Below are 11,928 nucleotides of genomic sequence, written 5' to 3'. Positions count from 1 at the left end.
CCGTTGCCGGTATCCCCGTTGCCGGTATCCCCGTTGCCGGTGTCCCCGTTGCCGGTGTCCCCGTTGTCGGTGTCGCCGTTGCCGGTGTCGCCGTTGCTTATGTCGCCATTGCCGCTGTCGGCGCTGTCGCTGTCACTTGAACTGCCGCAGCCAGAGGCGCCGAGAACGAATGCGAGAATGCCAAGCGCGATGAGGCTTTTGTTCATGAGTTTGTCCTTGGTAGTTGAGCGACGCCGTCGCCCGGGTTACGCCAGTATTTATCCACAACCCGGCAGGGGAATGCAAGCCAGCAGGCAGGCGCACAAAAAAGGCCCCTGTTGAGGGGCCTTTGGGTGGGTCGGCATGGTCGGGTCAGGCGGCCTGGCGCAGGTTGGCCAGCAGGCCCCGCAGTTCGGAGGCCTTGGGCTTCACCAGCCAGAACGAGCCCTGGTAGTCGTCGAAGCGTTCCAGGATCTCGCGGCCCCAGGCGCTGTCCGTCTCGTGCACGAACTCGGTGATGAGTTCCTCGAGATAGTTGCGGTGCGCCTCCATCTCCTCAGTGTCGAGGCGGTGCAGGTCGATCAGCTCGTTGTTGATGCGGTCCGGGAAGTCGTTCTCCCGGTCCAGCACGAACGCGAAGCCGCCGGTCATGCCCGCACCGAAGTTGATGCCGGTGTTGCCCAGCACCACCATCACGCCGCCGGTCATGTACTCGCAGCCGTGATCGCCGATGCCCTCCACCACGGCGATCGCGCCGGAGTTGCGCACCCCGAAGCGTTCGCCGCACTGGCCGGCGGCGAACAGCTTGCCGCCGGTCGCGCCATACAGGCAGGTGTTGCCCATGATGGTGGTGTCCTGGCTGGCGAAGCCCGAGCCTTCCGGCGGACGGATTACCAGTTTGCCGCCGGTCATGCCCTTGCCGACGTAGTCGTTGGCGTCTCCTTCCAGGTACAGGTGCAGGCCGCCGGCGTTCCAGACGCCGAAGCTCTGCCCGGCCGTGCCCTTCATGCGCACGGTGATCGGGGTATCGGACATGCCCTGGTTGCCGTGGCGCTTGGCGATCTCGCCAGACAGGCGCGCGCCGATCGAGCGGTCGGTATTGGCGACGTCGAAGCGGTACTCGCCACCGGCCTTGTTCTCGATCGCCTCGAGCATCTCGGCGACCATCTTTTCCGCCAGCTCGCCCTTGTCGAACGGCTCGTTCTTCGGCTCCTTGCAGAAGCGCGGCTTGCCGTCCAGGTCGCCGCTGGCCAGCAGGCCGTTCAGGTCCAGGTGCTGCTGCTTCGGCGTCGCGCCCGGCAGGATCTCCAGCAGATCGGTACGGCCGATCAGATCCGTCAGGCTGCGCACGCCCAGCTTCGCCATCCACTCGCGGGTCTCGCGGGCGACGAACTGGAAGTAGTGCATGACCATCTCGGGCAGGCCGATGAAGTGGTTCATGCGCAGCACCTTGTCCTGCGTGGCGACACCCGTTGCGCAGTTGTTCAGGTGGCAGATACGCAGGTATTTGCAGCCCAGCGCGACCATCGGGCCGGTGCCGAAGCCGAAGCTCTCCGCACCCAGGATCGCCGCCTTGATCACGTCGAGGCCGGTCTTCAGGCCGCCGTCGGTCTGCAGGCGCACCTTGTCGCGCAGGTCGTTGCCGCGCAGGGTGGCGTGGGTCTCGGTCAGGCCCAGTTCCCACGGGGTGCCGGCGTACTTCACCGAGGTCAGCGGGCTGGCGCCGGTGCCGCCGTCATAGCCGGAGATGGTGATCAGGTCGGCGTAGGCCTTGGCCACGCCGGCGGCGATCGTGCCGACCCCGGCCTCGGAGACCAGCTTCACCGAGACCAGTGCGTTCGGGTTGACCTGCTTGAGGTCGTAGATCAGCTGCGCCAGGTCCTCGATGGAGTAGATGTCGTGGTGCGGCGGCGGCGAGATCAGGGCCACGCCCGGATTCGAATAGCGCAGCTCCGCGATCATCTTGTTGACCTTGTGGCCCGGCAGCTGGCCGCCCTCGCCGGGCTTCGCGCCCTGGGCGACCTTGATCTGCAGCACCTCGGCGTTGACCAGGTAGTGCGGAGTCACGCCGAAGCGGCCGGAGGCCACCTGCTTGATCTTGGACATGCGCTCGGTGCCGTAGCGGGAGACGGCCTCGCCGCCCTCGCCGGAGTTGGAGCGCCCGCCGAGGCGGTTCATCGCGGTGGCCAGGGCCTCGTGGGCCTCCGGCGACAGCGCGCCCAGGCTCATGCCGGCGGAGTCGAAGCGCGGCAGGATCTCGGCCTCGGACTCGACCTCGTCCAGCGCGATCGGCTCGATGTCGTCGCGCACCTTGAGCAGGTCGCGCAGCACGGTCACCGGGCGTTCGTTCACCAGGTCCGCATATTCCTTGTACACGCCGTAGTCACCGGACTGCACCGCGCGGTGCAGGGTCTGGATCACGTCCGGGTTGTAGGCGTGGTACTCGCCACCGTGGACGTACTTCAGCAGGCCACCCTGGCCGGCGCTCTTGCGCGGGTTCCAGGCGCGTTTGGACAGCGTCTCCAGGTCCGCCTCGATATCGGCGAAGCGGGTGCCCTTGATGCGGCTGGTGGTGCCGGTGAAGCAGGTGTCCACGACCTCGTCGGCCAGGCCGACGATCTCGAACAGCTGCGCGCCGCGGTAGCTGGCGATGGTGGAGATGCCCATCTTCGACAGGATCTTGAAAAGGCCCTTGTTGATGCCGCGGCGGTAGTTCTGCGCCAGCGTCAGTGGGTCCGCGTTCGGGATCTCGCCGGACTCGCACATGCCGTGCAGCGCGGAGTAGGCCAGGTACGGGTAGATCGCGGTGGCGCCAAAGCCGAGCAGGACCGCGAAGTGATGCGGGTCGCGCACGGTGGCGGTCTCGGCGACGATGTTGGCGTCGGTACGCAGCTTGGCGCGGATCAGCGCGTGGTGCACCGCGCCTACGGCCAGCGCGGCCGGAATCGGCCGGCGTTCCGGGTCGATGCCGCGGTCGGACAGCACCAATACGACGGCACCGTTGCGAACGGCCTGTACCGCGTTTTCGGTCAGGGCCTTGACGGCGTCTTCCAGGGAGCTGGAATGGGCGTCGTAGTTCAGGTCCATGCGCTCGACGCGGAAGGCGTCCTCGGTCTGGTTGCACAGCTCGCGGAACTTGGCCTCGGACAGCACCGGGGAGTCGGAGACCAGACGATGGGCGTGGTCCGGGGTCTCCTCGAACAGGTTCTGCTCGCGGCCGAAGCAGGTCTCCAGCGACATCACGATGCTCTCGCGCAGCGGGTCGATCGCCGGGTTGGTGACCTGGGCGAACTGCTGGCGGAAGTAGTCGTACAGCGAACGGGTGTGCTGCGACAGCACCGCGAACGGGGTGTCGTCGCCCATCGAGCCCACGGCCTCCTGGCCAGCCTCGGCCAGCACGCGCAGGATCTGGTCACGCTCCTCGAAGGTCACGTCGAACAGCTTCTCGTAGGTCTCCAGGCGCTCGGGCGGCATCGGCTCGCCGGAAAACAGCTGGTTGTCGTCCAGCTGGCTCTTCAGGTGCTTCACGTGGGCGCGCAGCCACTGGCGGTAGGGCTGGCGCGTGCGGTTGATGCGGTCGACGTCCTCGGGCTGCAGCAGCTCGCCGGACTCGGTATCCACGGCCAGCATCTGCCCGGGCTTCAGGCGGCCCTTGGCGACCACGTCCTCCGGGGCGTAGTCGTACACGCCGATCTCGGAGGCCAGGGTGATGTGGCGGTCCTTCGTGATCACGTAGCGCGCCGGGCGCAGGCCGTTGCGGTCCAGGGTGCAGGCGGCGTAGCGGCCGTCGGTCAGCACGATCCCGGCCGGGCCGTCCCAGGGCTCCATGTGCATGGAGTTGTATTCGTAGAAGGCGCGCAGGTCGGAGTCCATGTGCGCGACGTTCTGCCACGCCGGCGGGACCAGCAGGCGCATCGCGCGGAACAGGTCCATGCCGCCGGCCAGCAGGACCTCCAGCATGTTGTCCAGGCTCTGCGAGTCGGAGCCTTCCAGGTTGACCAGCGGCTCCAGCTCGGCCAGTTCCGGCAGGTTCTCGGTGGCGAACTTGTGCTGGCGTGCGACTGCCCAGTTGCGGTTGCCCTGCACGGTGTTGATCTCGCCGTTGTGGGCGAGGAAGCGGAACGGCTGCGCCAGGCCCCACTGCGGGAAGGTGTTGGTGGAGAAGCGCTGGTGGAACACGCAGATCGCGGTTTCCAGTTCCGGGCGCTGCAGGTCGCGGTAGAACACCGGCAGGTTCTCCGGCATCACCAGACCCTTGTAGGAGACCACGTGCGCGGAGAGACTCGGCACGTAGAACACCGGGTCGTCGCCCATCGCGATCTCGGCGCGGCGACGCAACACGAACAGCGCGCGCTCGAAGGCGTCGCCGTCCATGTCGGCCGGGGCGTTGATGAACACCTGCAGGATGTGCGGCTGGCTCTTCAGGGCCTCGGCACCGCAGGCGTCTTCCGGGTTGACCGGGACCTCGCGCCAGCCGGCCAGTGCCAGCGGGCCTCGCTCGATCGCGTCCTCCACGGCGGCGCGCGTCTCGGCGATCCGGTCCGGGTTGATGAACACGATGCCGGCGGCGAAACGCGCGGCCAGTTCGATGTTCGATTCCGAGGCGAGGGTGCGCAGGAAGGCCTCGGGGGTCTTCATCAGCAGGCCGCAGCCATCGCCGGTCTTGCCGTCTGCGGCGATCGCGCCGCGGTGGGTCATGCGTTCCAGGGCCTTGATCGCGGTGTCCACCACCCAGTGGCTGGCCACGCCGTCCATGTGCGCAATGAGGCCGAAGCCGCAGTTGTCGCGCTCGAATTCGGGGCGGTACAGGGTGCCGTTCAGTTGGTTCTGTCGCATCGGTGAACTCCGGTCGCAGCGCGCGGGCGGATGCGCGGGCGCGGTACGTTGGCCAGGGGCGCCCCTGGAAACAGGAACACGAAAAAAGGCGCAGGAATATACTGAATCGTCATTCTCCCGGCAAACCGGGGGCGGTCAAATAGGCATGCGGCCCGCGCAGGTTAAGTTCGGGCGGTGAGTGCCGGTGTGCTGCAAAGGCCTGGCCAGGCTGTCCCGGGATGGAACAGGTGGATCGGAAGGGCGGGAGAAGCGTTGGTGACGGTCCGCCCGTCGTCCTGTCTTCGGAGGCTCTGTTGCCGGTAAGGCGCCCGGGGCGGCGGATCAGTCGCGAACGACGTTCTGTACAGAACCGATGGAGCGAATCCACGGGCCGTCGTCGCGCACCGCCTCCGGCAGGCCTTCCACAGCCTGTTGGGCGGCCTCGCGGTTGGCGAAGGCGCCGGCCAGGATGATCACGAAGTCGCGGTCATTGACACGGGTCGGGATGTAGCGAATACCGCCCAGCGCATGGCGGTCGGCGTAGGCGCGTGCGGCGGACAGGTTGGGTGCGGCGAGGAGCTGGATGGTGCTGGCACTGCCGTCCTGATTGTTCAGCCAGGCGCGGTCGTTGCTCAGGCGGTCCGCGTCGGTTGCGGCCGTCGTGGTGGGTTCCGGCTCTGGCTCGGGTTCCGGTTCTGGCGCGGGTTCCGGTTCTGGCGCGGGTTCCGGCTCCGGCTCCGGCTCCGGCTCCGGCTCCGGCTCTGGCTCTGGCTCTGGCTCTGGCTCTGGCTCTGGCTCTGGCTCTGGCTCTGGCACCGGTTCCGGTTTCGGTTCGGGCGTGGGCGCGGGCTCAGGGGCCGTTGTCCGTTCCGGGATGCCCGATTCCGGGGTGCGCGCGGGGGGCGGCGCTGGTTCGGTGGGTCCCATGTCCGGTTCCGGCGTGGATTCTGTGGGCGCGGGCAGATCCAGGGGGTCGCCCAGGGCGAGGGTATCTTCCGTCGGGAGAGGCGGTTCTGCGGCCGGTTCGGCCTCAGTGATGCGGGGCTCGGGCAGGGGGAGTTTGATGACCTCGCTGTCGGTCGGGGCGGATTCCCTTTCCAGGAGTTGCCAGGCGACCGGTGCCGCAATTCCGACGGCGACGGTCAGGGCAACCGCCGGCACGAACCAGCGCTGGTTCCAGAAAGCGGGGTTCTGCGTGGCCGAGGACGGCGGTGTGTAGGTGTCGTAGTCGAAGCTGTCGTAATCAAAGTCGTCCGCGGGCTTGTTCGGTTCCATCTGCTGCTGTCCGGTCGTGGTGGCCAGGGCCTCGGCGGCCGGGGTGAAGTCGCTGTGTTCCGTGTCGCGTGTGGCGGTGAGCCTGGTGTCCGGCGCGGGGCTCGGGTGGTCGTCGCGAGTCGCAGAGAATGCGGGTTGTTGGGGTTCCTGCGAACGCTCCGAGGCGGAGGACGTGTCCGCGGCACTACCACGGGGGGACACGCCGGCCGCTGCGCTGGCGCTGGCCGCCGCGTTGCGTCGTTCGTTGCGGCACTGGCGCTCCAGGAAGCTGTTCGCCTCGCGGTTGAGATTGCCGGGCAGGCCCTGGCTGGTGGTCTGCAGCTGGTGGATGGTGTCGGCGTCGATCAGGCGCTCGGGGTCGGCCAGGCCTGCGGCCTGCAGGCGGTGCCGCAGGTAGGCCGCTGTCTGTTCGAGGTTGAAGGCGCGCAGACCGACGCGGGTCACCTGGTCTTCGTCGGACGGGTCCGGCAGGTACAGGCGCCGGCGCAGCAGCCCGTCGGAGCCGACCAGGAGGATGCGTGGCGCACGTCCGTGCCGGGCGAGGATCGCGTTGCGCATGCGCATCAGGTTGTTGACGATGTCGGTGCCGACGAGGTGGGCGTCGTCCATCGCGATGACCGGGTCCACGCCTGCAGCCACGCGGTCGCCCAGGAGCTCGGTGAGCGCGCGATCGGGGTCGTCGGCGTTTTGCGCGCGCAGGTAGCTGCGAATGGTGTTGTCCACCGATTCGAACTGGGTGTTGATGCGGGCACGAAACGCGATCAGTTCGAATGGCTCGGGCAGCAGGGCCAGCAGCCGCATCAGTTGCAGGCTGCGCCCGGAGCCGTTCTCGCCGGTCATCAGGACGACCGCTCCGGGCTTGTTCAATGCGGTGCGGGCGGACTCGAGCAGGCCGTCCAGCAACGGGTCGCTGTAGATGAAGGTCTCGTCGGGGGCATCCTCGAACGGCGGGGCGTCCAGGCCGAGCGGTTCCAGGCATTGTTCGGAGAGCGCCATCGCCGGGTTCTCAGGTCAGCGTGCCGAGGTCGAACAGGCGGTGGTGTTCGCGGATGGCATGGCGATCGGTCATGCCGGCGATGTAGTCCGCGATGGCGCGTTGCGGGCCGTGCGGGTCCTGCGTGCTCATGGCGTTCGCATGGCGCTGATAGTGTTCGGGCATCAGGCGCGGGTCCGATTCGAAGGCAGCGAACAGATCCTGAATGATCTGGCGGGCCTTGTGCATCACGCCATGTACCTGGTGGTGATGGTAGAGGTTCTCGCGCAGGAATGCCTTGAGCTCGCGGGCCTGCTCGGCCATTTCCGGGCTGAACCGGATCAGCGCGGATTCGGCCTGGCGCACGGCATCCGGGTCCTGCGGGCGATAGCGATCGATGGCCGCACGGCTGGTCTCGATCAGGTCGCCCACGAGGGCATCGATCATGCGCCGCAAGGTCTCGTGCTGGACCCTGCGGGGTTCCAGTCCGGGATACCGGGCCTGCACCGCGTCGTGGCAGTCGCGGAACAGAGTGACTTCGGAGAGCCCGTCCATGGACAGGAGTCCCGAGCGCAGGCCGTCGTCGACATCATGGTTGTTGTAGGCGATTTCGTCGGCGACGTTGGCGAGCTGGGCCTCCAGGCTCGGTTGCTCCTTCTGCAGGAAGCGGACGCCGATCTCGCCGAGCTGGCGCGCGTTGTCCGGGGAGCAGTGCTTGAGGATGCCTTCGCGTGTTTCGAAGGTCAGGTTGAGGCCGTCGAAGTCGGCGTAGTGGCGCTCGAGCAGGTCGACGATGCGCAGCGACTGCAGGTTGTGCTCGAAGCCGCCGTGTGCGCGCATGCAGGCGTTCAGGGCGTTCTGGCCAGCATGCCCGAACGGTGTGTGACCGAGATCGTGGGCCAGGGCGATGGCCTCGACCAGATCCTCGTTCAGGTGCAGGGCGCGGGCGATCGAGCGGCCGATCTGCGCGACCTCCAGTGAATGGGTCAGGCGATTGCGGAAAAGATCGCCCTCGTGGCTGATGAAGACCTGGGTCTTGTATTCGAGGCGGCGAAAGGCGCTGGAATGCACGATCCGGTCGCGGTCGCGCTGGAAGTCGCTGCGATGCTGCGGTGCAGGTTCGTGGTGACCGCGTCCGCGCGAGCGCGCGGGGTCAGAGGCATATGCGGCCAGCCCCGGGGCGGCGACACTGGGTGTGGCCAGGGCCTCAGGCGACACGGGCATGCTCGCGCAGCGTGTGTTCCAGTGCCGTGTCCTCGAACTGGTCGGTCAGTACCGCGTTGCCGATGCCGCGCAGCAGCACCAGGCGCAGGCGGCCGGCGGCGACTTTCTTGTCGATCGCCATCAGTTCGCGGAAGCGCTCGGGCGTGACGGCATCCGGGGGTGCCAGGGCCAGCCCGGCGCGTGCGATCAGGGCCTCCGCGCGTTCGCGTTCCGCCGGGTCCAGCCACCCCAGGCGTTCGGACATGCGTGCGGCCATGGCCATGCCGGTGCCGACGGCCTCGCCGTGCAGCCAGGCGCCATAGCCCATGCCGGCCTCGATCGCGTGGCCGAAGGTATGGCCCAGGTTCAGCAGGGCGCGGATGCCGCCCTCGCGCTCGTCGGCGGCGACGATCTCGGCCTTGCAGGCGCAGGAGCGGCGAATGGCGTGGGCCAGTGCCTCCGGGTCCAGCGCGCCGAGGGCGTCGATGTGCTCCTCCAGCCAGGCGAAGAAGTCGGCGTCACGGATCAGCCCGTACTTGATGACCTCGGCCAGCCCGGCCTGCAGCTCGCGCTCGGGCAGGGTCTTCAGGGTGCCGGTGTCGATCAGCACCGTGCGCGGTTGATGGAAGGCGCCGATCATGTTTTTGCCCAGCGGGTGATTGACCCCGGTCTTGCCGCCTACCGAGGAGTCGACCTGAGCCAGCAGGGTGGTGGGGACTTGAACGAAGTCGATCCCGCGCTGATAGATTGCGGCCGCGAACCCGGCGATATCTCCGACCACGCCGCCACCGAGTGCGACGATGCGGCTGCCCCGGTCCAGGCGGGCCTCGAGCAGCCGGGTCAGGATGGTCTCGACCGTGGCCAGCGTCTTGTGCTGTTCCCCGTCGGGCAGTTCGATCCACAGCGGGTCACCGCTGATTCCGCACGCGGCCAGGCTGCGGCGCAGCGACTCGCCATACAGGGGCGCGACGGTGGTGTTGGTGATGACCGCGACGCGCCGGCCTTCCAGCGCGGCACGCAGGTGTTGTGCCGCGTCCAGCAACCCCGGGCCGATGTGGATCGGGTAGCTGCGTTCACCCAGTTCTACGTTCAGACTTTCCATGTCACCAATGATAGCGTGCGCCCCGGTGGTGGCGTAAGCCGCACGCTGTGGATCGCTTCACGGACTTTGGCATTCGGCGCAGGTTGGATTATCATGCGGGGTTCTGCATGGTTGCCTGGTATGTCGGGCGGCCAACTTTGTTGTTTTTGATCGAGATGATCTGCATCTGATTCGGAGATTGTATGCCGCACGTACGAGTTCGCGAGAATGAGCCCTTCGAGGTTGCCCTGCGTCGTTTCAAGCGCACCTGCGAGAAGGCCGGCGTGGTCGCGGAAGTCCGCCGCCGCGAGTATTACGAAAAGCCGACCACCGAGCGCAAGCGCAAGGCTGCCGCGGCGGTGAAGCGCCAGCTGAAAAAGAATTCCCGCGATATGACCCGCCGGGTGCGGCTGTACTGAACCCCTGTCCGGGCCGCGTGCTCGGACCCGAGGACTTCAACATGTCACTCAAGGCCCGGTTGCAGGATGACGTGAAACAGGCCATGCGCGCCCGGGAGAAAGACCGGCTGGGTGCGCTGCGCATGGTTCAGGCCGAGATCTCCCAGTTCGAGGTGGATGAGCGCCGCGACGCCGATGACGATGCGGTTCTCGCGATCCTCAACCGCATGCTCAAGCAGCGGCGCGACTCCATTGACCAGTTCCGCAAGGGCGGTCGCGAGGATCTGGCCGAGCGCGAGGCGGCCGAAGTCGCCATCATCGAGGCCTACATGCCCGAACCGCTGGGTGACGCCGAACTGGAGCAGATGATCGCCGCGGCGATTGCCGAGACCGGGGCCACCGCGCCCGGTGACATGGGCAAGGTCATGGGCATCCTCAAGCCCCGGGTCTTCGGGCGTGCCGACCTGGGTGTTGTCAGTCAGAAGGTTCGTACTGCACTCGGATAACGCGGGCACGTGCAAGCACCTGCCCCCGGCATCTGGTGGGCGAAGGCGCTGGGCCGATTTTGCTGGCCGACGGGGTGCTGCTCTCTTGATGGAACGCGGCTGCACCGGCCTTGCCGCGGGTGGTCAGCATGCAGAATCGGCTCGAGCGTGAATGCGTACATTCACCCGCGTTACCCTGGAGATTTCTTGACCGTTTTGCGCGGTTGCGCGAAATGTTCGTTTCCTGAACGCAACAACGGGGCACCCGTGGCGTCCGCGCCTGCGAGTGTTCGCCGGAGCGAGTGATCCATGGCTTCCAATCCGATGCAGTTCCTGGACCTGCCGCGCCAGGACCCCCAGAAGACCCCGGCCGAGATCCGAATCCACGAATTCGGCGAGATCATCGGTCAGTTCGACCCGGCGACCGCGGGCCAGCAGGCCGGCCGCTGCCTGGCCTGTGGCAACCCGTATTGCGAGTGGAAGTGCCCGGTCCATAACTTCATCCCGAACTGGTTGAAGCTGGTGGACGAGGGCAACCTGTTCGCCGCCGCGGAACTTTCGCACAAGACGAATTCCCTGCCCGAAGTCTGCGGCCGCGTCTGCCCGCAGGATCGCCTGTGCGAGGGCGCCTGTACGCTGAACGACGGTTTCGGTGCGGTCACCATCGGTTCGGTGGAGAAGTACATCACCGACGAGGCGCTGAAGGCCGGCTGGCGCCCGGATCTGTCCGATGTGGTCGCCACCGGCAAACGCGTGGCCGTGATTGGTGCCGGGCCGGCCGGGCTTGGCTGTGCGGATATCCTCGCGCGCAACGGCGTGCAGGCGGTGGTCTTTGATCGCTACCCGGAGATCGGTGGTCTGCTGACCTTCGGCATCCCGCCGTTCAAGCTGGAAAAGCAGGTGATCCGTACCCGCCGCGAGATCCTCGAGGGCATGGGTGTGGAGTTCCGCCTGAATACCGAGATCGGTCGCGACATCCAGATGGACGCGCTGCTGGAGGAATACGACGCCGTGTTCCTCGGCATGGGTACGTACACAGCGATGCAGGGTGGTTTCCCCGGCGAGGACCTGCCGGGCGTGTACCCGGCGCTGCCGTTCCTGGTCTCGAACATCCGCCAGGTGATGGGCTGGGAGCACGATGAAGCCGGCTTCATCGACATGGCCGGGCAGCGTGTCGTGGTCCTCGGCGGTGGCGACACCGCGATGGACTGCAACCGCACCTCGATCCGCCAGGGCGCGGCCGCGGTGACCTGCGCCTATCGCCGCGATGAAGAAAACATGCCGGGCTCGCGCAAGGAAGTGGTGCATGCGCGGGAAGAAGGCGTGCAGTTCGAATTCAACGTGCAGCCGGTCGAGATCGTCGGTGACAGCAAGGTCGAAGGCGTGAAGGTGGTGCGCACCCGGATGGGCGCGCCCGACGAGCGTGGGCGTCGCCGTCCGGAGCCGGTGCCGGGCTCCGAATACGTGATCCCGGCCGACCGCGTGCTGATCGCCTTCGGGTTCCGCCCGTCGCCGTCGGACTGGTTTGCCAACTACAAGATTGGCGTGGACGAGGGCGGGCGCGTGCAAACCGTCGGCGAACATGCCTTCCAGACCGGTAACCCCAGGGTGTTCGCCGGCGGCGACATGGTACGGGGCTCCGATCTGGTCGTGACGGCAGTCTTCGAAGGCCGAGAGGCCGCCGCAGGCATCCTTGAATACCTCGGCGTCTGAGCCTCC

At 67.2% G+C, this 11,928-nt stretch carries 8 protein-coding genes; 3 read left to right on the top strand and 5 right to left on the bottom strand.

The window, feature by feature from the left end; all coding sequences use genetic code 11:
- From G332_RS13705 to aroB, 5 genes are all read right to left on the bottom strand, one after another.
- Positions 1-206, bottom strand: a 206-nt coding sequence (locus tag G332_RS13705) for a hypothetical protein (RefSeq protein ID WP_038059721.1), incomplete at its 3' end; no start/stop codon positions are given.
- 145 nt (positions 207-351) lie between these two features.
- Positions 352-4,815 (bottom strand): glutamate synthase large subunit, encoded by a 4,464-nt coding sequence (gene gltB, locus G332_RS0110505; RefSeq protein ID WP_019626956.1) that lies wholly within the window; start codon positions 4,813-4,815, stop codon positions 352-354.
- 321 nt (positions 4,816-5,136) lie between these two features.
- Positions 5,137-7,065, bottom strand: a complete 1,929-nt coding sequence (locus tag G332_RS0110500; protein ID WP_026340785.1) for an SPOR domain-containing protein — start codon at positions 7,063-7,065, stop codon at positions 5,137-5,139.
- Positions 7,066-7,075: 10 nt separating this feature from the next.
- Positions 7,076-8,266, bottom strand: coding sequence for a deoxyguanosinetriphosphate triphosphohydrolase (locus G332_RS0110495; RefSeq protein ID WP_019626955.1), 1,191 nt, complete (start codon positions 8,264-8,266; stop codon positions 7,076-7,078).
- Positions 8,250-9,359, bottom strand: coding sequence for a 3-dehydroquinate synthase (gene aroB / locus G332_RS0110490; RefSeq protein WP_026340783.1), 1,110 nt, complete (start codon positions 9,357-9,359; stop codon positions 8,250-8,252). The genes G332_RS0110495 and aroB overlap by 17 nt, the downstream gene beginning before the upstream one ends.
- Before the next feature lie 170 nt (positions 9,360-9,529).
- Here aroB and rpsU point away from each other — a divergent pair, with 170 nt between their 5' ends.
- From rpsU to G332_RS0110475, 3 genes are all read left to right on the top strand, one after another.
- Positions 9,530-9,745 (top strand): 30S ribosomal protein S21, encoded by a 216-nt coding sequence (rpsU, locus tag G332_RS0110485; protein ID WP_012981683.1) that lies wholly within the window; start codon positions 9,530-9,532, stop codon positions 9,743-9,745.
- Between the two features lie 41 nt (positions 9,746-9,786).
- Entirely contained in the window at positions 9,787-10,230 is a 444-nt protein-coding gene (locus tag G332_RS0110480) for a GatB/YqeY domain-containing protein (RefSeq protein WP_026340782.1), read from the top strand.
- A 288-nt stretch (positions 10,231-10,518) separates the two neighbouring features.
- Positions 10,519-11,922, top strand: coding sequence for an FAD-dependent oxidoreductase (locus G332_RS0110475; protein WP_019626952.1), 1,404 nt, complete (start codon positions 10,519-10,521; stop codon positions 11,920-11,922).
- Positions 11,923-11,928 lie beyond the last annotated feature (6 nt).

The sequence above is a fragment of the Thioalkalivibrio sp. ALJT genome, from assembly GCF_000381825.1.
In the GTDB taxonomy this organism is placed as follows: Bacteria; Pseudomonadota; Gammaproteobacteria; order Ectothiorhodospirales; family Ectothiorhodospiraceae; genus Thioalkalivibrio.
The sequence above is the reverse complement of the archived record's forward strand: the minus strand, read 5'-3'. Positions and strand labels throughout refer to the sequence as shown.

Coding starts and splice junctions, on each gene's coding strand:
- G332_RS0110480 (WP_026340782.1), top strand. CDS start 9,787: ATGTCACTCAAGGCCCGGTTGCAGGATGACGTGAAACAGGCCATGCGC.
- G332_RS0110495 (WP_019626955.1), bottom strand. CDS start 8,266: ATGCCCGTGTCGCCTGAGGCCCTGGCCACACCCAGTGTCGCCGCCCCG.
- rpsU (WP_012981683.1), top strand. CDS start 9,530: ATGCCGCACGTACGAGTTCGCGAGAATGAGCCCTTCGAGGTTGCCCTG.
- G332_RS0110475 (WP_019626952.1), top strand. CDS start 10,519: ATGGCTTCCAATCCGATGCAGTTCCTGGACCTGCCGCGCCAGGACCCC.
- gltB (WP_019626956.1), bottom strand. CDS start 4,815: ATGCGACAGAACCAACTGAACGGCACCCTGTACCGCCCCGAATTCGAG.
- G332_RS0110500 (WP_026340785.1), bottom strand. CDS start 7,065: ATGGCGCTCTCCGAACAATGCCTGGAACCGCTCGGCCTGGACGCCCCG.